The organism is Bradyrhizobium sp. CCBAU 051011, assembly GCF_009930815.1.
In the GTDB taxonomy this organism is placed as follows: Bacteria; Pseudomonadota; Alphaproteobacteria; order Rhizobiales; family Xanthobacteraceae; genus Bradyrhizobium.
The window spans coordinates 3,395,373-3,415,940 of record NZ_CP022222.1 but is presented as its reverse complement, the minus strand read 5'-3'; the positions used below and the strand labels follow the sequence as shown (position 1 = coordinate 3,415,940).

Genomic DNA, 20,568 nt, shown 5'->3' with positions numbered 1-20,568 from the left:
TGGTGCTTCGATACACGCGTGACTGCGGGGGTGACGATCGCATCAGCGAGACGACCCGCAATCACATTCGCCGGATCGCATTCCTGCAATGCGTGCTCGAAGATTCCGAGGCCGAATACGTCAAGACCGGTGTGACGACCCTCGACGAACGGCTCGAATATCAGCGCCTGTCAAACACGCAGTCTCGCCTGATGAAGAAGATCGGCTTGTTTGACGCCAAGCCCGATGGCGATGACGACGACATTCCAGACCCCCTCGAATATGCGCGACGTGGTCGCAGGGAACGCATCGATCATGAGGAGGAAGACTGATGGCCTCCGACTTAGCACCCGATCACGTAGTCACGGTCAAGCATGCCGATGGCAGCGAGACTGAAATCACGATCCGTGGTGCGAAGGAACAGGACCTCGGCGATCCGGAGTTCGTCATCGGAGTTTGCACGGGAGACTGGGACCCTTGGTTGATCAAGCAACAGGGGAGCACCCCGTAGATGGGTCGCCGTCATCATCGCGAACGCCTTGATGACACCCCGACTACCACCACACCGAAGCGATGCATTAATCGTCTCCGTCTCGACGACGAACCGAGCGACTTCACACTCCTCGACGCAATCGCAGACCCGCGATTGTTCGCACGCAACTTCAAAAACCCTGAAAGCTGGATCGCGTGGACGGCACTGATCGCGGCGGCTTTCGGTCTTCCCATGGATCAAGACCAGCTCGCGATTTATCGCAAGTGTACTGGTCGCGTAGACCCGCCCATCGAACAGATGCGGGAATTGGTACTCGTCGTCGGTCGCAGAGGCGGCAAGTCCCGCGTCCTCGCCCTAATTGCGACCTGGCTGTCAGCTTTCGTCGATTACAAACCCTACCTCGACCCCGGCGAGCGTGGCGTCGTCCAGGTACTCGCGGCCGACCGCGATCAGGCGAAGATCATCCTCCGCTACGTCAAGGCGTTCTTCAAACTGCCCATGCTCGCGAAGCTTGTCGCGCGTGACAGCCAATTCGGCCTCGACCTGCGCAACTCCGTCGCAATCGAGGTGACAACGGCATCATTCAGGTCAGTTCGCGGCCGAACTGTCGTCGCCGCCCTCGCGGACGAAATTGCCTTCTGGAACGACGAAGGCGCGAACCCGGATGCCGAGGTCATCAAGGCTATCCGGCCGTCGATGGCGACGATCCCCAACTCCATGTTGCTGTTGGCATCGAGCCCATACGCTCGCAAGGGCGTGTTGTGGGACATGCACCGGCAGTACCACGGGAAGGACGATCCGAAGGTTCTCAGTTGGCAGGCATCGACCGAAGTAATGAACCCCTCGCTCGACCCTAAGTGGCTGGCGGATGAATATGAGCGCGACCCCCTGTCGGCGTCAGCGGAGTACGGCGCTCAGTTCCGCACGGACGTAGAAGCTTTCATTGCAGCCGAAGCCGTTGACGCCGTGACTTCCGACGAGCGCGAGCGACCGTACATCGCAGGCAAGCGCTACTACGCCTTCGCAGACCCCGCAGGCGGCTCGGGCAAGGACAGTTTCACGCTCGCAATCGGTCATGTCGAAGACAGAGTGCCCGTGCTCGACGTGATCAGGGAGAAGAAGCCGCCGTTCTCGCCGCGGGCCGTGATCGAAGAGTACTGCGACCTGTTGAAGCAATACGGCATCCGCAAGCTCACGGCCGACCGTTACGCTGCGGAGTTCGTAGTTGAGGGCTTCAGGGAGCATCAGATCACCCTCGAACATTCATTGAAGCCGAAGAGCCAAATCTACTCCGAGTTCTTGCCCCTGTTGAACAGCAAGACCTGCGACCTCCTCGATAACCCACGACTGCGAACGCAGTTGATCGGGCTTGAGCGTCGTACTGCACGTTCGGGAAAAGATTCCATCGACCACGGCCCCGTCGGTCATGACGACATTGCGAACGCAGTCGCCGGCGTCCTTACCTCAATGGGGGTCCGCAAATGGAAATATGACGTAACGATGGCCTGGGCCGGCAGCATCGAGCCCGGCTCCAACCAGCGGAGCGCCGCTGCACAGCGTTTGAGTTCGTTAGTTCAAGTTCAAACCATGAAAGGCTACCTACGATGACGACCACTAAAGACGACTACGTTACCGATGAGCATGGCCGCCGCGTTCGGCGTCGAAAAGACGACGTGATAGGAGATGGCGAGTTCATCCGAGTACCCATGACGCTCATGGACACGCAAGCTCGCACCATGCGTGATGCGGCGGCTCAGCTTGAAAACCATCAACTGTCTGCCTTCGCCGATGCCGTCAATGGTGGCATGTCGATCGCCGATGCCGTCGCGAAAGCCAAGGGCATCAAGCGTGCCGAGCAATTCGATGCACGTCAGCACCGGCCCGGCTTCGCCGCCACAACACAGGACGCTTATGCGTCCGGCGACGCGGCGCGGGAAGCAAGGGATGCGAGGCTTCGTGATGCCTGGCGCAACCCAGCCCCCATGATCGACAACGCCAAGCCGAACCAGCCTGCTGCGATCGTCCCGCCGACTGCCTCCCATGCAGAACTGTTCAAGGCTCGCGATCAAGCCGCGGAGGACCGCGACCGCCGCCTAGAGAACGCATGGAAGTCTTGAACAACAACAAAGACCCCCGCGTGACCAATCGCGCGGGGGACTGCCCCATTGCAACAGGAAGGTGACCAATGACCGAGAACGACAAGCTACCCGCGAAAGCCCATGCAAAGATAGTCGCGCTCGTCGATCAGGAGCAGCAAGCATCGACACTGATGCGCTCGACCCTGCGCCAAATCGGGGAGCTGAGGAATTCGCTTAACACGAACTCAGTCTCCCAGCACGCCGCGATCAACAAGGAAGTTGAGCGCCTAGACATATTGCGGGAGAAGCACGCGGATCGTCACAGGCAACTCGCGGACCTCAACACCCGGATCAGGCACTTCCTCGAGATGTTGCCCGCCGACGCGGCCCTTGATGACGCAAAGGCCGTCAAGATCAAGCTCAAGCCGGGCGAGACCCATCAGCAGGTCATTACCGAACTGCGCCTCAAAATCATCGAGCTCCTCGGCGAACGCAGCCAGGTCGAACGGGCTGCCTTGCCAATCGAGGAGATCAAGGCGCAGGCCAAGAAGTGGATCACGCAGCGCGCAATCGCTGGGCGACCGGCGATCATTGCGACCCACGACAAGTTCGACGTTCGGTTCACGGCGATGGACCCCGCAGCCTACACACCAATGCTCGACCCGTTTGCGCTACTCGCTTTTTTTGACCCTGAGCACCTCGAAACCAAGCTCAACAAAATGATCGACGAGATGCCCAAACCCCAGTTTGCGCTCACGCCTGCGGCAAAGGCGGAGCGGCTCGCATCAATCGCAGCCGAGTTGGGGAACGCCGAACGACTTGAGTGTGCTCTGATCGATGCGGCACAGGACGAGGGCTCAATCGTCAGCTACCGACCGAACACCGATATCGAGGCTCTGTTAGGCATCGTCGTGACGAAGTCGGAGGCGAAAGCCGCGTGATTGTCATTCTCAGGTCCGCAGACCTGAGTGCGGGCGGCCGTTTTCGTTCTCTGGCGGCGTGGCCCGAACTTCTCCGTGTATGCCTTGTCCGCGGAGGGGGTAACGCCCGGTCGCTCGTGACGGTGAGGCGGCTGGGGGCGGACAAGTCGGCGAGTGTCCGACCTTCATTGAAAAAACCCCGACAGCCCGCGGTCGTGTTTAACTTTCCACAACGCGGCGGGCATCATCGATCGCGGTCCGGAGCCGTGATTGAGAACAGCCCCGTCGTCGCTGGTCCACCTTCCTGGGCGACGACGGGGTTTCGCTTAGTTAGGACATGAATACATCACCTCGCCGACTTCATCATTCGTTCGATATCGGCGTCAGTCGGAGCTTTGTAATGCTCCGGCTTGAACTCGAACGTTCGTCCGGGCTCGTTTTTTGGCACTAGTTCGAGCAAGAACATGCCGGAACTGGTGCAGAGTAGGCAACGATCAGGATTGTCTTCCTGAAAATGGACCGAGATCTTGCCCGCTTCCATCTCGGCCCACGTTTTGGCCAACGTTCTCTTCAGCGCCTGGCCGTAAGGCGTATCCCAGCCGTTATGTTTGGACCTGTACCCAGCAGCCCCCGCACTACCTATCCCTTTGCGCTCCACGGCCGTGCGTTGACCGGTGCTGGGAAGTTTCTTCTTCGTAGGCATTGTACTCTCCGTAATCGCCCGTGTCCGTCACGGGTCCCGAGAGGCGAGGTTGGATATCGCCCCTGGTCGATCAGCGCTCGGTGAGCATGCCTGTTGATGTGATCGAACCATGAGAAGGCTCTTGGTTCAATAAGCCCAGGTTGCCAGCCGAAGCCGAGTTGGACGCTCCGATATGCGAATCAGGAGTGCGCCAGGTCGCGCGCAAAAAGCAAGTCATATTCTTCAAATATTCTCTAATATTTTTAGATGCATATCTTCTTGCATTTCTAATGAATATTCCATAGAAGCACAGGCGTATTCTCTGGAATTGCGAGTTGATAGTCATGAAAGACAACAACGAGAAGCGCGCGAAATTCGTTAAGTTAGCCGAAGGCCGCGTCCAAGCCGCACTTATGGCAATTCGAAAGATAGGGAATCTCGCAAATCGGCGCTCCTATGAGTTTGACGACGCCGACGTAAAGAAGATGATGAAGGCGCTGAGGGATGCCCTGAACGATACCGAAAGAAAATTCGATCCGGCGGGTTCGCCGGGAGCCAAAACTTTCAAGCTGTGATGCGGCGGGGGTAGGGGGAAAATGGCTAACGAGGCATTGAAAATTGCGAACATCGAGTTCGCAGTAACGTCGCAGATTGGCCGTGCTCCGCACTGGACAATGATTCGCGAACTCACAATGAACGCACTTGAGGCGGCATCGAAAGCCACCGGCGAAAAGATCGTCCATTGGACAACTGGCACCTACAAAGGCGTCCGCAAGGCCGTTATTTGGAACACCGGTCCAGGCATGGACGCGTCCGAACTAAAGAGCGCGACCGACCTTGCTTGTGAGGTCGTGAAGAAGCTCGGCCTCGATGACAACTTTGGCGTAGGCGCTAAGGTCAGCTCGCTCCCTAACAACAGGATCGGAATGCGGATGCGGTCCTGCAAGGGCGGACGCGTTAGCGAAGTTATCATTGGCGAGGACCCAGATACCAAGACCTTCGTCCGCTTTGAGCGCGATCTCGATGGTGGGAGAACGGACACAGTCATCGACGTTACCGCCGTAGCATTGCGCGAGGGCCGGAATACCTCGATTGATTGGACCGAAGTTATGCTCCTCGGCAACAGCGAGGATCAGGACACGGCAGCGAGACCGCTTGCTTCCGTGCCCACGACGGAGAAGGCGTTTATCGCCACCACGCTATATCGTCGTTTTTATCGGCTTCCGACAGACGTAAAGCTGCGGCTCGATCCTGTGTATCACCGCTTCGATAGTACTCGAACATTGGCAGCTTTTGGCGATCGATACGACAAGTTCGCGCGTGTCGAGAGCGTTCCAGTACCGGACCTGAACGCGACCATCCATTACCTGCACGATCCGCATATCGGCGATAAGTCCGGGCTAAGAAAATCGTCCAGCGGCGCGCTGGGAAGTTCTACCACTACTGCGTGCCTGATCCACAAGGACGAGATGTATTCGGTACTAACGGGCAATGAGTGGTCCGCTGCGGCCCCTCGCTTCGGCATTCCCTTCGGCTCAAAGGAACTCTGCGTCCATATTGAGCTCGATGATGACGAGGCGAGACCAAGCCAATATCGCGAGCGTCTCATCTCAAAGGAAACTGGGGCCGATTTGGTGCCCGATGACTTCGCCCTGTACGTTGTCGATGCAATGCCTGACTGGGTGAAAGAAGTCGTAAGAAATGCATTCCCCAGCCGAACCGAAGACTTCACTGATCTTCAAAAGCAGCTTCAGGACCTGCTGAACAAGTATAAGGTTAAAGTTCAGGGTAGACGCGTAGAAGCCGAGGGGGTGCCATCTACGGAAGATGCTGGCCAGCATGCCGCGGGTGGAAGCGAAGGTGCTGGGAGCGGCGGCGGCGGCGATGCCTCGCGAAATCGTACTCCGCGTCGCCGGCTGCACGAGACTCCAGAAGGAGCAACTGCGACCGTCCTTTACGAGATGTACGAGAAGGCGCCTGAGATCATCATGCTCGACACGCCGGAGCAGATCGAAGAAAAAGGCCTCAAAGGCAAGGCTGCGGAATTTATTATGCAGACCGGCGTCTTATTCGTGAATGGGCTGTACGAAGCGGTGGACCGAACAATCGCTGAAGTCGAGCCGGAATACGCGGGCCAAGGCGAACCCGAGACAGTTCGAAACCTCATGCTGGCCGCTGCACGACAGCTAATGGCGTTCCGAGTTGGCAAGGCGACGGTATTCGCACTGGCGAAGCGTGCAAATCAGGACTGGACTGAAAGCGACATGATGTCAGCTCTCACCAAAGAGAGTTTGTCGATCGCTGCGGACAATTACGAGGAAAGTATCAATGCAGTGCGTAAGTCGATACGTGACGGGCTGAAGATGGCGCGCGCAGCAGCCTGACGGCGGGACGGCCACTACCTAATTTCGGTACCCAAACAGGTATCGAACAAACAGGGCACTGCTAACTGGTTGATTTAGTTGGTACAGTTGGGTGGGCTCGAACCACCGACCTCCTGTTCCACAGACAGGCGCTCTAACCAACTGAGCTACAACTGCATCCTTGCGGAGCCCCAAAAGGGGGTCGCGAATGGGCCGGAAACTAGGTGCAACGCCTCGCTTTGGCAAGTGCGCGAAGTCACACAATATTGGTCATCCGGCAAGCGCAATTCGTTCAACGTGCGGAATCCGCCGCCGGCCCCGGAAGCCGGCAGAACCGGCCACCGGCAGCAAAAAGCCCGGGTCGTTTCACCCGGGCTTTTCGGAAGCGATGTGCTGCTACAATCAGGCGGCCGGCTTGTAGTACTTCGAGGCGGAAGCCTTGATCGGCTCGACGGTCTCGCTGGCGACCTTCTGGCCGAGCTCGGCGAGCTCCTTGGCCTGGGCGGTGAAGGTCTCGTACTGCTTCTTGGCATGCGAAGTCCACAGCTCCAGCGCCGCAGCCGGCGTCTTCACGCCGAGCAGCTCCTGCGCGAAATCGAGCGAGGATGAGGTGTTGGCCTTGAAGAACTCGATCAGCTTGCCGTTGTACTCGCTGGCACCCTTGCTGGCCGAGGTGAATACGGCCTCGATGGTGCCGTTATGGGTTTCGGCGGCATCCTTGAACTTGGCGTAGCTGTCGCGGGCCTGCGAGACGCCCTTTTCGGCGAACGCACGCACCTGCTCGGGGACTTCGAAGGGAATAATGGAGGCGGAGAAGGGATCGGTGGAGCTGGTCACGGCTTGCATCCTTCACAACGGGGTTAAACGATGTTCCCCCTCGAGAAGGCCGGGCAGGCAAGCGGCCGAGGGGTCACGCACACACGCACTCACGGAAAGTGCCCATCCACGGGCTCGCCTAATAAGCACCCATATCGTGTCAAATTTGTGCAACGCAATGCAATTTGTGGTGCGTTGCCGCAAATAAACCCGCACTGAGTGCGGGTTCCAGCCCGTGCCACCCAGCGATTGCTGCCCGCCCGACAGGAACAGGTCAGGCCTTCGGCTTGGCCGCTTCCATCGCGGCCTTGCTGACGATCTGGCTCATTTCGCTGGCCTGCTCCGCCAGTGCGCGCATTTGCGCCTGCACATATTCGCTTTGCAGCCGCATCACCTCGGGCAGGTCCTTGGCCTTCAGCAGCGACTGCGCGTGATCGAGCGAGGCCTGCACGTTTTTCTCGGCGTAGGCGACGGCCTTCTCCCGGACATCCTTGGCGCCCTCGCGCACCGTGGCACCGCGCTCCTCGATGGAGCCAGCGGCGGCCTGCGCGGCCTCGACAAATTTCTCAAACGTCTTGCGGGCCTGCTCGAAGCTTGCTTCCGCCATCGTTCGCATTTCCTTCGGTATCTCGAAACGGTCTCGCGCTTCATCATTCATGGTGCTGTCCTTCTTGGCAGGGATTGCGTGCAGATGCCGCCCAGGGACGCGGCCGGAACGGATGCGGCGCCCGCGAGGTTTGCCATCGTTGGCGCCCTGACCGCGGTTCGCGAACCCCACCAACGCGGCGGCCAGCCGAAGGGTTCAGCCGGTTAAGGTTATCCATGGGTTAAATTACCGCCGGAGCGCCGGGCCGTGGACCTGCTACCGCCGGCTTGCGATAGTAATGTTCCCTTAACGCTGTCGGCATGCTCGCTGCCGATCCTGACGCCGGACGGTCATGTAATTGCGATGAAGGACGCGGAATTTCAGTGGCGAGCGCTCGGCGATCGGCGATTGGCGGCCTACGCGGCGAGCCCCCTGCCGGCCTGGTTGTGGACCGCCGACGGCAAGCGCATCCTGTGGGCCAATGCGGCCGGCGCGCGCGTGCTCGGCGCCGCCAGTGCCGCGGCCCTTGCTGAAAAAACCTTCGGACCGGCCGACCGGCACCGGCGGCAGGTCGCGCGGCTGGCCGGCCGGTTGCTCGCCAACGGCGCCATCCGACTGGAGCGCCTGCAGGGATTTGGCGCAGCGCCCGGCGCGCTTGCGACCTGCGGCTGTTCGCGGTTCGACCTTCCCAATGGCGGCCACGGCGTTCTGATCGCCGCCGGCAACCTCACATTGATCGCGCCGCGACCAGTACAGGCATACGAGCCGGGCGAGAACGCGATGCAGCCAGAGGCCGCATCAGAACCAACCCCGCAGCCGAGTGCGCCCGTCATAGAACTGCCGGCCGCTTCGCAGCCGGTTCCCGACTACGCACAGCCGGCGCAATCGGGCGAGGCGCCCGCTGAGTTTGCCTTGTTCGATGCGCTTGCCGAGCCCGCCGCCGAGCAGCCGCCTGCGGCCGCCCCCATTCCGCGCGCGCCGCCGCCCGCGATCCAAGCTCTTGCCGGCCAGCCGGCGCCGCAGCCGCGACGCCTGCCGCTGCGCTTCACTTGGCAGATGGATCGGGAGGGCCGCTTCACGCTAGGCACCGATGAATTCACCGGCCTGATGGGCCCGCGCACGACGGCCGCCTTCGGCCGGCCATGGCGCGAGATCGCCGAGACCTTCGGATTCGATCCCGCCGGCCGGATGATGCAGGCGCTCGCGACGGGCGCCACCTGGAGCGGCATCACCCTGAACTGGCCGGTGGATGGCGGCGGCACCTTGCCGATCGAACTGTCCGGCCTGCCGATCTTCGATGGTGCGCGGAATTTCGTCGGCTATCGCGGCTTCGGCGTCTGCCGCGATTTCGACGCGCTGGCGCGGCTCGCCGCCCTGCGCCTGTCGGAATTATCCGGCGAAGCGCCGCCGCCGCAAGAATCGCCCGCCGCGCCAGCTTCAGAACCGGCCGCCACGGCGGCGCCTTCATCAGACGAATTGCCTGAACCGATTGCTGCCGAGACTTCACATCCAAACGATTTGGAAACGCCCGTGGAACCTCCCAAGGAAACCATGAAGGACACCCCGGCCGAAACCGCAGCCGATTTGCCGGCGGATGCCGCGAACGTTGTGCCGTTCCGCGCCCATGGCGAGGCGAAACCGATGTCGTTAACGCCGGTTGAAAACAGCGCCTTCGACGAACTGGCGCGGCAATTGTCGGCGCGGCTCGAACCCGAGAACGTCAACGAGGCGGCGGACGCCGCCGGCAAAACTAGCTTCGAACCACCGGCCGCTGCACCCGTGCGCGAAGCCGCCAGCGAGACGCCGGAATGGCTGGCGCAGCCGGAGCCGCCTGCGCATGGCGAGACCGCGCGCGACAAGGCGCTGCTCGATCTCTTACCCGTAGGCATCCTGATCTACCGGCTCGACCGGCTGCTCTATGCCAACCCTGCCTTCCTGACGCAGATGGGCTATCCGAGCCTGCATGCGCTGGAAGAGGCCGGCGGTCTCGACGCGCTCTATGTCGAACCCGGCGCATCGAATGCTTCCTCGACATCGGACACCGGCAGGCCGGTGACGATCTCCACAAGCGTACCGGCGGACGCGGACGCGCCGTCATCGGCCGCCGAGGCCCGCCTCTATACGATTTCATGGAACGGCGATTCCGCCCTCGCGCTGATCTTCTCGGGCACACGTCACGAAACCGCGGCGGTCGCAGCCGCCATTTCGCAGGCCGAGCCGGTAGCTGAGCCTGACGTGTCCGAGCCCTCGGCAGTCGGCCACGCCAATGCCGAAGAACTCGCCGCCATCCTTGACACCACAGCCGAAGGCATTGTGATGTTCGACGCCGAAGGCAACATCCATGCAGTCAACCGCAGCGCCGAAGCGCTGTTCGGCCGTGACGGCGACGAACTGGCGCAGCGCAATCTCGCCGACCTCTTTGCGCTCGAAAGCCAGCACGGCGTGTTTGAATATCTCGCTGGCATCAAGGCTTCCGGCGTCGAAAGCCTGCTCGATCACGGCCGCGAGGTGCTGGGCCGCGAAAGCAAGGGCGGCATTATTCCGCTGTCGATGACCATGGGCCGCACCCGCGCCGACGGGCCGAATTTCTTCGCCGTCTTTCGCGATCTGTCGCAGGCCAAGAAGACCGAGAGCGAACTGCGCGAAGCGCGGCGGCTGGCCGAACGCGCCGCCAACGCCAAGGCCGACGTGCTGGCCCGGATCAGCCACGAGGTGCGCACGCCTTTGAATGCCATCATCGGCTTTTCCGAAGTCATGATCGGCGAGCGTTTTGGCGCGCTCGGCAACGAGCGCTACCTCGAATACATGAAGGACATCCGCGCCTCCGGCGAACGCGTGATCGCCATCGTCAATGACCTGCTCGACCTGTCGCGGATCGAAACCGGCAAGCTCGATCTCGCCTTCACCAACCAGAACCTCAACGAGCTGGTCGAGAGCTGCGTGGCGGTGATGCAGCCGCAGGCCAACCGGGAACGCATCATCATCCGCACCTCGCTCGCGCATACGCTGCCGGCTGTCATCGCGGATGCACGCGCGCTACGCCAGATCACGCTAAACCTGATCGGCAACTCGATCCATCTCGCCAATGCCGGCGGTCAGGTCATCGTCTCGACCGCGTTGTCCGATTTCGGCGAGGTGATGCTGCGGGTCCGCGACACCGGCCACGGCCTCAACGACAATGAGGTCGCCGCCGCGCTGGAACCGTTCCGCACGCGGGCGCCGTCCGATCAGGCCGAGGGTTCGAGCTTCAGCCTGTCGCTGACCAAGGCCCTTGTCGAAGCCAACCGCGCCAAATTCCAGATCAAGACCGGCGGCCGCTCCGGCACGCTGATCGAGATCGTGTTTCCTCACGCGGTGGCACGCGCGTAACCGGCGACGAACAGGCGTGCGTAGCCGCGGCGTCGATCACGTCGCTATGGGCGAGAGAAACGCTGGAACGCTGCGGCCGTCGCTGCGCAGATAATCGGCCATCGGCGCGACGACCTTGATGACGGCCGGTCTTGCCGTCATGCGCTGCCGCCATTGCAGAAGGTTTGGCGTCTCATTGGTCATGTCGGCCCCCATGCGGGCACCGAACAGCTGGGCCATATAGAACGCGATATCGGCAAAGGAGTATTCGCCGGCGAGAAACTCGCGGTCGCCAAGCACGCGCTCCATGGTTCGGTAAAAAGCGGCAGCGGCCTCGCGCGCGGGCTTCCCGGCGGGATCGTCTGGCGTATTCCAGAGCGGCATCAATTTGATGATATGCGGGAAATAGACCTCGTCCGATTCATGCTCCAGCCGGCGAGCCCAGGCTCGCGCGGCAGGCGTCGCGGGCCACAGCGCAGGATGCGGCTTGATGTCTTCGAGATACTCGAAGATCTGGGTGGAATCGAAAATCTCGAGGTCACCGTCGATCAGGACCGGCACCTGGCGCTTCGGATTGATGCGCAGGACTTCCGGATGCTTCGGCGCGTAACCCTCCTTCTGGGTGAAGGGGACCATGACCAGCTCGAAGTCGATGTCCTTCTCGTGCGCAGCAATCTGAACCTTGGCGCCGAACATGCTCAAGGCGGCGGAGAACAGCCGCATCTTGCGGCCGCTGCTTCGATCCGCTTCTCGGCCGGATTGAGAATTCTCGTGCATTGATTTCCCTTCAATCATCGTCGGCGCGTTCGACCCCGAGGCCCTGGCCACCTTCGTCATCGCGTCCTGCTCAGGCGCCCTGGCCAAGGCCAAGCAAAGCACGGCGCCGCTTCGGACGTGCCGAGCAATTGGCGCTTCACTTCGTTCAAGGCAAGTGCCGAAGGCCAAAAACGCACGCGCCTCAAAGCCCTAGCGAAATCTTTGAGATCCGGTTCGGGCACGCAAAGGTCCTTCTGGACAGCGGAGGATTTTTCGGGCTGATATGCGACGAATTGACACACAATAGCTCCGCGTGAGCCTTGGAGGAAATCCCATGATTGCGTTTCATGCGCGCCTGTTCGGCGCGGTCGTCGCGTTGACGCTTGCGGCAGGCGGCCCTGCCCTCTCGCAGCAGCTTGAGCTCAAGATCATGGCGCCTGCGGCCCCCGGCGGCGGATGGGACCAAACCGCGCGCGCGATGCAGCAAGCGCTGGTCGCCGCCAAAATCGCCCGCAGCGTCCAGGTCACCAACGTGGCAGGCGCCGGCGGCAGCGTCGGCATCGCGCAGTTCGTCAACGGCGCCAAGGGCGACGGCAACCAGATGATGGTGAACGGCTTCGTCATGGTGGGCGCGCTCGCCATGAACAAGTCGCCGGTGACGCTCGAACAGGTGACGCCGATCGCGCGCCTCACCGAAGAGATCCAGGTAATCGTGGTGCCGGCGAACTCGCCGCTCAAGACAGCGCAGGATCTGGCCGCCGCCGTGAAGGCCGACATCGCCAAGGTGACCTTCGCCGGCGGCTCGGCCGGCGGCGTCGATCACGTGATGGCGGCGCTGTTTGCGGGCACGATCGGTGCCGATGCCAAGAAGATCAACTACATTCCGTTCTCCGGCGGCGGCGAGTCGTTGGCGGCCATTCTCGGCGGCAAAGTCACCGCTGGGATTTCAGGCCTGAGCGAATACGAAGGCCAGATCAAGTCCGGGAAGCTGCGCGCGCTCGGCGTCACCTCGGAGAAGCGCATCGCCGGCGTCGACATTCCGACCTTCAAGGAACAGGGCATCGACCTCGTGATCGCCAACTGGCGCTCGGTGGTCGCGCCTCCCGGCATCACGCCGGAGCAGCGCAAGGTCCTGAGCGAGGCGGTGGAGAAGATGGTCAAGTCGGACGCCTGGAAGGATATCCTCAAGCAGAAAGGCTGGGAGGACGCCTATCTTTCCGGCGATGCGTTCGCGGATTTCCTGAAGAAGGAAACGGCGCGTGTTACCGACGTGCTGAAATCGGTCGGCCTCGTCAAATCATGACCGACACCCCTTCGAGCGATCTTCCGCGGGGGCCGGCGGCACGGCGCATCGATCCTGCGGGTCTGGTTGTTGCCGCGGCCCTCGCCGGGCTTGCCGTGGTGCTGGTCTGGGATGCTCGGCAACTGCCCGCCACCACGATGTATGGCATGGGCCCCGAGGCGATGCCGATCGTCGTCGCGGTCGGGCTCGGCTTGCTTGCGATCGGCAATCTGATCGACGCCTTGCGCGGCAACCTGCCGCCGCGCGAGAGCGCCGATCCCAAGCCCGTGCTGCTGATCCTCGGCGGACTTGCGCTGCTGATCGCCATCATCGGCCTTGGCGGCGGCTTCATCCTGGCGACATCGGCGCTGTTCGTCACCACCTCGGCGGCATTCGGACGGCGCGCAATTCTCGCCGATCTTGTCATCGCTCTGGTGATCACCACCCTGATCTATCTCGCCTTCGATCGCCTGCTGACGTTGAGCCTCCCTGCCGGCCCTCTGGAAAGACTGCTGTAATGGAAACCTTCGCTGCCCTCGCGCATGGCATGGCCGTCGCCGTGCAGCCGATGAACCTGCTGTATGCGCTGATCGGCGTGTTCCTCGGCACGGCGGTCGGCGTGCTGCCCGGCATTGGTCCGGCGCTCACCGTCGCGCTGCTGTTGCCGGTCACCTACAAGCTCGATCCCGGCGGCTCGCTGATCATGTTCGCCGGGATCTATTACGGCGGCATGTATGGCGGCTCGACCACCGCCATCCTCATCAACACACCTGGCGAGAGCGCATCGATGGCGACCGCGCTGGAGGGCAACAAGATGGCCAAGGCCGGCCGCGGCGGCCCGGCGCTGGCGACGGCTGCGATCGGCTCGTTCGTCGCCGGCACCATTGCCACCATTGGCCTCGCCTTTCTCGCACCGTGGCTGGTGGACTTCGCGGTGCAATTCGGTCCTGAAGATTATTTCGCGCTGATGTGCGTGGCCTTCGTCACGGTATCCGCGACCTTCGGCGATTCGCCGATCCGCGGGCTGACCAGCCTGTTCATTGGATTGACGCTCGGACTGATCGGCATCGACAAGCTCACCGGTCAGGCGCGGCTGGCGTTCGGCATCCCCGAACTGCTCGACGGCGTCGAGGTGACGACGCTGGCGGTCGGCCTGTTCGCCGTCGGCGAAGCGCTTTACGTCGCCTCGCGCCGCCATCACGTTGAGGAGAAGATCGAGCCGGTGCGCGGCTCGCTGTGGATGACAATGGAAGACTGGAAGCGGTCATGGAAAGCATGGCTGCGCGGGACGATGTTCGGCTTCCCGATCGGCGCGCTGCCCGCCGGCGGCGCGGAGATTCCGACATTCCTGTCTTACTCGACCGAGAAGCGGCTGACGAAACATCCGGAGGAATTCGGCAAGGGCGCGATCGAAGGCGTCGCCGGGCCTGAGGCCGCCAACAACGCTTCCGCCGCCGGCACTCTCGTGCCGTTGCTGACGCTGGGCCTTCCGACCTCGGCCACGGCCGCGATGATGCTGGCGGGCTTTCAGCAATACGGGCTGAACCCGGGGCCGCTGCTATTCGCTGAGCGGCCTGACCTCGTGTGGGGCCTGATCGCCAGCCTCTTCATCGCTAACGTCATGCTGCTGGTTCTCAACCTGCCGCTGGTGGGCTTGTGGGTGCGGCTGCTCGCGATCCCGCAGCCGTGGTTGTACGCCGGCATTCTCGTGTTCGCGACCATGGGCACCATCGCTGCAAAACCGTCGGTGGTCGAGCTGTCGATGCTGGCAGGCTTCGGCGTCTTGGGCTTTCTGATGCGCCGGTACGATTTCCCGATCGCGCCTGTCGTCGTCGGCCTCATCCTCGGCCCGATCGCCGAGAGCCAGTTGCGCCGCGCGCTGGCGATCAGCCTCGGCGACCCCATCGTGCTGCTGCAGAGCCCGATGTCGGCGACGCTGCTCGGCATTGCGCTGATCGCGCTATTGGCACCGTTCGTGCTGAAGGGGCTCGATCGCTTCAAGGCGAGCGAGGATTAGGGCGTGGTCTCATTGGGGCGCAGCTTGGGGCGCAGCCAAATTCGGATTAAGGCGAGTTTGAATTGACTTCCGCTTTCGGCGTGATTGTGTTGCAAAACTCTCGTTGAGACGACTCACGATCCGTGATTCCGTTGGTGGAGAGGGCATCAGCGGGAGCAGCGCATGATGGGGCGGCGGGAAGCTGGGCAGGGACAGTTTTTCTATTCGTTTGATCTGGACGAGGTGGTTCCACCCGATCATCTAGTTCGGCAGATCGATGGTTTGCTCGATCTGAGTTGGGTGCACAAGGAGCTGGCGCCTTATTACTCGCACACGGGACGGCCCTCGATTGACCCGGTGCTGATGATCCGGATGCTCCTCGTCGGCTATGTGTTTGCAATCCGCTCCGAGCGACGGATTTGCGCCGAGGTTCAGGTGAACCTTGCCTATCGCTGGTTCTGCAAGCTCGGTATCGAAGACAAGATTCCCGATCACTCTGTATTCTGCCGTGCGCGGCGCGAACGCTTCCGAGAAAGCGATACCTTGCGCCGGGTATTCGAGGGGGTGGTGGCGATGAGCATCGCGGCCGGGCTGGTTGGGGGCGAAGCATTCTCGATCGATGCGAGCCTGATCAAGGCGGATGTGGACAGGAAGAAGCGGATCCCCGGCGATCAGCCGTTTGCATGGCCGAAGGCAGAGGAAGCCTCCCATGCGGTTCGCGAGTACCTTGCAGCCCTCGATGCCGCCGGCGGCGATGAGGATCGTGGTGGAGCCGGTGACGGGTCGAGCGAAGGCGGCGATCGACGCAAGCCTCCCAAAGAGGTCTCGCTTACCGATCCGCAAGCGACATGGGTTGCGAGACCCGGCCTGGACCCATTCTTTGCCTATGACGCGAACTACCTGATCGACAACAAGGTCGGGATTATCCTCGATGCGGCAGGCACTCGCGCGAACCGCGCCGTGGAGATTGCTGTCGCGCAGGCTATGGTGGACCGTGTTGAGCGCCGCTTCGATCTGCGGCCCCGGAGGCTCGCGGGCGACACGGCTTATGGCGCAGTACGACTGCTCAAATGGCTAGTGGATCGCAACATCACACCGCATGTACCGGTGTGGGACAAGTCGGCACGCGCCGATGGCACCTTTAGTCGTGCCGACTTCGCCTTCGATCCGGAGCGCAACATCTATGTTTGCCCAGGCGGTGCGGAACTGACCAGCACAGGCAATATCGATCAAGGCCACATCGTTTACTACAGAGCCAGCAAGAGCGACTGCTCGCAGTGTTCACTGAAGCCGAAGTGCACGACGGCGGTGGTGCGCAAAATCACCCGCGACCTCAACGAAGATGTGCGTGATCGTGTCCGTGCGTTGGCCAATACGGAAGCCTTCCAGCAGTCTCGCCGCGAGCGTAAGAAGATCGAGATGCGGTTTGCGCATATGAAACGCATTCTCAGGCTCGACCGACTTCGGCTGCGGGGCTTGGGTGGTGCCAGAGACGAAGTCCTGCTCACAGCAACGGCGCAGAACCTAAGGCGGCTGGCCAAGCTTCTCTGCCGTGCCCCATCCCCTCTCGGAGCCGCTTGCCTCGCATAGATACCAGCGAATAGGCACCGCAGCCGACACAAGGGAGGGCGCAAACAAGGGGCCGGCTAAAACTCATCGCTAAGCTCTGAAATCGAGACCTGCCGAGTTTTGCAACACAATCGGCGTCATAGTGGACATGGCTGGACTTGCCGCTGGGTCGTCCTTGTAGCGAATGCCCCATTTCCGACGTGCGCATAGCCGGACATGGGCCCACGATCGTGCTATATAGCCATTCAATTTCCCCGAGCCCCGGGGGCGCGTCTTGAGCAGCGAGCACGTAGAGCGGCGACTGGCGGCTATTCTGGCGGCGGATGTCGCGGGCTCTTGCCGCTTAATAGGGATCGACGAAGAAGGCACGCTGGCGCGACTGAAAGCGCTTAGAAGAACGATTTTCGATCCCAAAATCGCTGAACATCACGGACGCATCGTCAAGAATACCGGGGACGGCGCTCTCGCCGAGTTCGCCAGCGTGGTCGACGCCGTGCGATGTGCCGACGAAATCCAACGCGGCGTGGCCGAACAAAATATCGATGTGCCGCAGATCAAGCGGATCGAATTTCGCATCGGCATTCACGTCGGTGATATAATTGTCGAAGAAAACGATATCTTTGGTGACGGGGTCAATATTGCAGTGCGTCTCGAGGGGATTGCAGAGCCGGGCGGCATCAGCATCTCGGACGACGTTCGTCGGCAAATTCGTGGCAAGGTAGATGTAACGTTTGAGGATTTGGGTTCGCAATCCTTGAAGAATATCGCCGAACCGATGCGGGTCTGGCGCGTCCCATACGGTCGCGCCGTGCCAGCTGTGCCGACCCGCCTGCGTGTTGATGACGCCCTTGCGCTGCCCGATAAACCCTCGATCGCCGTTCTGCCCTTCACCAATCTGAGCTCCGATCCGGAGCAGGAATATTTTGCGGACGGAATGGTCGATGACATCATCACGGCGCTGTCTCATTTCAAGGCGCTGTTCGTCATCGCCCGCAACTCGAGCTTCACCTACAAGGGGCGCGCCGTCGACGTGAAGCAGGTCGGGCGCGAGCTCGGGGTGCGCTACGTGTTGGAAGGCAGCGTCCGGAAAGCCGCCAACCGAGTGCGCATCACTGGACAGCTTGTCGATACCGCCACTGGGGCACATCTTTGGGCAGAACGGTTTGATGGTGGGCTCAGCGACGTCTTCGATCTGCAGGACCAGGTGACCGAGAGCGTTGTCGGGGCAATCGCGCCAGCGGTGGAAAAAGCCGAGATCGAGCGTGCCAAGCGCAAGCCGACCGACAGTCTCGACGCCTATGCCATCTATTTACGCGGTTTGGCCAGGTTTTATCAGTTTGCTGGCCGGCAAGCGAACGACGAGGCTTTGCGCCTGTTCAACAGCGCGATCGAGATCGACCCGGATTTTGCGTCGGCCTACGCTCGCGCCGCCTCGTGCTACGCCTATGCCAAGGGCAATGGCTGGATTTCAGGCACACCGAGCGAGATTGCCGAAGTGACGAGGCTCGCTCAGCGGGCGGTTGAGTTGGGCAAAGATGATGCGATGGCGCTCGCCGCCAGCGGGTGGGCGTTAGCGCATATTGTTCGCGATCTGGAGGCAGGGGCCGGCTTAATCGATCGCGCTGTTGTGCTCAATTCCAATTTGGCCGAGGCATGGTTTTACGGCGGCTGGGTAAAAAACTACCTCGGCGAGCCGGAACCGGCGATCGAGCGCTTCGCGCGTGCCATGCGCCTGAGCCCATTTGATCCGCGGGCGTCAGCCGCGCGGGCTGGGACCGCGCATGCACATTTCTTCCTGGGCCGCTATGCCGAAGCGGCATCGTGGGTGGCAATGGCATTGCAGGACAATCCGGACTATCAACCTGGATTACGGATCGCCGCCCCAAGCAATGCAATGGCCGGACGCCCGGAGCAAGCACATCAGGCCGTGGCTCGGCTGCGGCAACTCAACCCCACGCTACGTGTTTCTACTCTCAAAGACGTAGTAGGCCCTTTTCGGCGGGCCGAAGACCTTTTGCGATGGGAAGAAGGGTTGCGGCAAGCCGGGCTGCCGGAATGACCATCGCAGAAAGATGCTCGCCCGTTGGGACAAGATGATCGAATAAGCGCGACTTCCGTTGTTGGCACTTAGCGTCGTTCGCTGCGATGCAGAATTTGGTCCGCTATCCGCGAATGTCGGACATCGCGTAGCCATCAAGCTCGATTTTATGGGTATGCGCCCTGATCCTTCCAGGGGGCGATGAATCCCCATTTGAGGTCGCGACCGGCACAATTCTTGCTCGAATCCACTATGCCTGAATGCATCCGCCTGCGGATCGCCTGCTTCCTGGGCATTTTTGGATTTGATCATTATGCGCTGCCTCGTCGTTGCCGATTTACATTATTCGTTGCCGCAGTTCGACTGGCTGCTCGCGGCCGCGCCTGAATTCGACGTCGTCATTTTCGCCGGCGATGCGCTCGACATCGGATCGTTCGTCGATTTCCGCGCACAGATTCTGGTGGTGAAAAAATACCTGTCGCTGCTGTCGGGCATGACGCGCGTCATTCTCTGCTCGGGCAATCACGACCTCGACGAACGCAGCGCGGAAGGTGAAAAGATCGCGCGTTGGGTCGGCGATATCAGCGAACTCGGCATCGCCTGCGACGGCGACAGCCTCACCGTCGGCGACACGCTGTTTACGGTGTGTCCGTGGTGGGACGGGCCGCTGGTCAAGAGCCGCATCGAAGCCCAGCTTCGCGACGCCGCGGCCGAGCGGGCGCCACGCTGGATCTGGGTGCATCATGCGCCGCCGGCGAACTCGCCGACGAGCTGGGGCGGCAAGCGGTTCTTCGGCGACGTCGAACTGGTGCAATGGATCGCGCAGTATCAGCCGTCGATGGTGATCTCGGGCCACGTGCATCAGTCGCCGTTCATTTCGGATGGTTCGTGGTTCGACCGGCTCGGCCCAACCTGGGTGTTCAATGCGGGGCTGCAGCCGGGTCGTCCGCCGGTCTATATCGTGCTCGATCTCGATGCGGGCACGGCGTTCTGGCTGCCGGCGGGCGAGGCGCACTGCATCGATCTCAAGGCGCCCCTGCAGCGGCCGGCCGCGCCGGTCACGATCGTTCCGGCGTGGCTCAGATCCTTGGGTCGGATTGCCGATCCGAGCCTGGCGAAACCTGCGACGGCGGCAGGTTGATCATGCGCTGCAGGAGTTCGCCGACCATCGAGAGATGGTTACCGTGGCCGGCATATTGATGCATCAGGTCGGCCAGATAGGTGTTGGCGACGTTGAGGCGTTGCGCCAGCAAGCGCGCGATCAATAGCGCCATCGCCGGCTGGTCGCGCAGGAACGCCGCGGCGTCGTCGAACTCGTAAACCACGGAATCGGCAGCGGCGCGCACGGTCGCCGTGTGGGGCTGCTCGAGCAGTACCGACATTTCGCCCAGCAGCGCCCCCGGCTCGGTCAGGACGGCGACGACGCTATCGCCCTTGATGACCTCCAGCCGTCCTTCCAGCAGCACGAACAGATGCCCGGTCCTGCTGCCCTCCTGGAGCACAAGCGTGCCTGCCGGCACGGCTCGCTTCGTTCCTCCGGTACAGTAATCCAGCACAGCCCGCATTCACATCGTCTCCGTTTCGGCCAAGACTAGGCACCGATGATGCCAAGGTCGAACGGATAAGCGAACTTTACTGCTCAAAATGTCAGCACGGGAAGAT

At 61.6% G+C, this 20,568-nt stretch carries 19 protein-coding genes and 1 tRNA gene; 14 read left to right on the top strand and 6 right to left on the bottom strand.

The window, feature by feature from the left end:
* The first annotated feature begins 2 nt into the window (after nt 1-2).
* From ACH79_RS16120 to ACH79_RS16100, 5 genes are all read left to right on the top strand, one after another.
* Nucleotides 3-311 (top strand): hypothetical protein, encoded by a 309-nt coding sequence (locus tag ACH79_RS16120; RefSeq protein WP_161851862.1) that lies wholly within the window; start codon nt 3-5, stop codon nt 309-311.
* Complete coding sequence (locus ACH79_RS16115; protein WP_161851861.1) at nt 311-490, top strand: hypothetical protein; 180 nt, start codon at nt 311-313, stop codon at nt 488-490. Before ACH79_RS16120 ends, ACH79_RS16115 begins: the two co-directional genes overlap by 1 nt.
* Nucleotides 491-2,080 carry a hypothetical protein gene (locus tag ACH79_RS16110; protein ID WP_202639254.1) on the top strand — a complete coding sequence of 530 codons (1,590 nt, stop codon included), beginning with the start codon at nt 491-493 and terminating at the stop codon, nt 2,078-2,080.
* Entirely contained in the window at nt 2,077-2,589 is a 513-nt protein-coding gene (locus tag ACH79_RS16105) for a hypothetical protein (protein WP_161851860.1), read from the top strand. The genes ACH79_RS16110 and ACH79_RS16105 overlap by 4 nt, the downstream gene beginning before the upstream one ends.
* A 68-nt stretch (nt 2,590-2,657) precedes the next feature.
* Complete coding sequence (locus tag ACH79_RS16100; protein ID WP_161851859.1) at nt 2,658-3,491, top strand: hypothetical protein; 834 nt, start codon at nt 2,658-2,660, stop codon at nt 3,489-3,491.
* 325 nt (nt 3,492-3,816) lie between these two features.
* Here ACH79_RS16100 and ACH79_RS16095 read toward each other — a convergent pair whose 3' ends face one another.
* Nucleotides 3,817-4,173, bottom strand: coding sequence for a hypothetical protein (locus ACH79_RS16095; RefSeq protein WP_161851858.1), 357 nt, complete (start codon nt 4,171-4,173; stop codon nt 3,817-3,819).
* A gap of 323 nt (nt 4,174-4,496) precedes the next feature.
* Here ACH79_RS16095 and ACH79_RS16090 point away from each other — a divergent pair, with 323 nt between their 5' ends.
* The gene (locus tag ACH79_RS16090; RefSeq protein ID WP_161851857.1) at nt 4,497-4,727 is read left to right on the top strand and encodes a hypothetical protein; all 231 of its coding nucleotides are present in this window, start codon (nt 4,497-4,499) and stop codon (nt 4,725-4,727) included.
* A gap of 21 nt (nt 4,728-4,748) precedes the next feature.
* Nucleotides 4,749-6,536, top strand: coding sequence for a hypothetical protein (locus tag ACH79_RS16085; protein WP_161851856.1), 1,788 nt, complete (start codon nt 4,749-4,751; stop codon nt 6,534-6,536).
* Nucleotides 6,537-6,615: 79 nt separating this feature from the next.
* Here the strand turns inward: ACH79_RS16085 and ACH79_RS16080 are convergent.
* The 3 genes from ACH79_RS16080 to ACH79_RS16070 form a co-directional block, all read right to left on the bottom strand.
* Nucleotides 6,616-6,692, bottom strand: a tRNA-His gene (locus ACH79_RS16080).
* Between the two features lie 225 nt (nt 6,693-6,917).
* Entirely contained in the window at nt 6,918-7,352 is a 435-nt protein-coding gene (locus tag ACH79_RS16075) for a phasin (RefSeq protein WP_161851855.1), read from the bottom strand.
* Nucleotides 7,353-7,605: 253 nt separating this feature from the next.
* The gene (locus ACH79_RS16070) at nt 7,606-7,989 is read right to left on the bottom strand and encodes a phasin family protein (RefSeq protein WP_161851854.1); all 384 of its coding nucleotides are present in this window, start codon (nt 7,987-7,989) and stop codon (nt 7,606-7,608) included.
* Between the two features lie 291 nt (nt 7,990-8,280).
* Here ACH79_RS16070 and ACH79_RS16065 point away from each other — a divergent pair, with 291 nt between their 5' ends.
* Entirely contained in the window at nt 8,281-11,286 is a 3,006-nt protein-coding gene (locus ACH79_RS16065) for a PAS domain-containing protein (RefSeq protein WP_161856389.1), read from the top strand.
* Between the two features lie 36 nt (nt 11,287-11,322).
* On the opposite strand, the gene ACH79_RS16060 is transcribed toward ACH79_RS16065, so the two are convergent.
* Nucleotides 11,323-12,042 (bottom strand): glutathione S-transferase family protein, encoded by a 720-nt coding sequence (locus ACH79_RS16060; RefSeq protein WP_202639253.1) that lies wholly within the window; start codon nt 12,040-12,042, stop codon nt 11,323-11,325.
* Between the two features lie 313 nt (nt 12,043-12,355).
* On the opposite strand from ACH79_RS16060, the gene ACH79_RS16055 reads away from it, so the two are divergent.
* The 6 genes from ACH79_RS16055 (at nt 12,356) to ACH79_RS16030 (ending at nt 20,047) form a co-directional block, all read left to right on the top strand.
* Nucleotides 12,356-13,324, top strand: a complete 969-nt coding sequence (locus ACH79_RS16055) for a tripartite tricarboxylate transporter substrate binding protein (RefSeq protein WP_161851853.1) — start codon at nt 12,356-12,358, stop codon at nt 13,322-13,324.
* Nucleotides 13,321-13,821, top strand: coding sequence for a tripartite tricarboxylate transporter TctB family protein (locus ACH79_RS16050; RefSeq protein ID WP_161851852.1), 501 nt, complete (start codon nt 13,321-13,323; stop codon nt 13,819-13,821). The genes ACH79_RS16055 and ACH79_RS16050 overlap by 4 nt, the downstream gene beginning before the upstream one ends.
* A complete protein-coding gene (locus ACH79_RS16045) occupies nt 13,821-15,320 on the top strand; it encodes a tripartite tricarboxylate transporter permease (protein ID WP_161851851.1) in 1,500 nt (499 codons plus the stop codon). The genes ACH79_RS16050 and ACH79_RS16045 overlap by 1 nt, the downstream gene beginning before the upstream one ends.
* A gap of 162 nt (nt 15,321-15,482) precedes the next feature.
* Nucleotides 15,483-16,889, top strand: coding sequence for a transposase (locus ACH79_RS16040; RefSeq protein WP_161851850.1), 1,407 nt, complete (start codon nt 15,483-15,485; stop codon nt 16,887-16,889).
* 253 nt (nt 16,890-17,142) lie between these two features.
* The gene (locus tag ACH79_RS16035) at nt 17,143-18,927 is read left to right on the top strand and encodes an adenylate/guanylate cyclase domain-containing protein (protein ID WP_246738563.1); all 1,785 of its coding nucleotides are present in this window, start codon (nt 17,143-17,145) and stop codon (nt 18,925-18,927) included.
* Between the two features lie 292 nt (nt 18,928-19,219).
* Nucleotides 19,220-20,047 (top strand): metallophosphoesterase, encoded by an 828-nt coding sequence (locus ACH79_RS16030; RefSeq protein WP_161851849.1) that lies wholly within the window; start codon nt 19,220-19,222, stop codon nt 20,045-20,047.
* Here ACH79_RS16030 and ACH79_RS16025 read toward each other — a convergent pair.
* Nucleotides 19,986-20,471 (bottom strand): Crp/Fnr family transcriptional regulator, encoded by a 486-nt coding sequence (locus ACH79_RS16025; protein ID WP_161851848.1) that lies wholly within the window; start codon nt 20,469-20,471, stop codon nt 19,986-19,988. The two genes, ACH79_RS16030 and ACH79_RS16025, sit on opposite strands and share 62 nt — an antisense overlap.
* Nucleotides 20,472-20,568 lie beyond the last annotated feature (97 nt).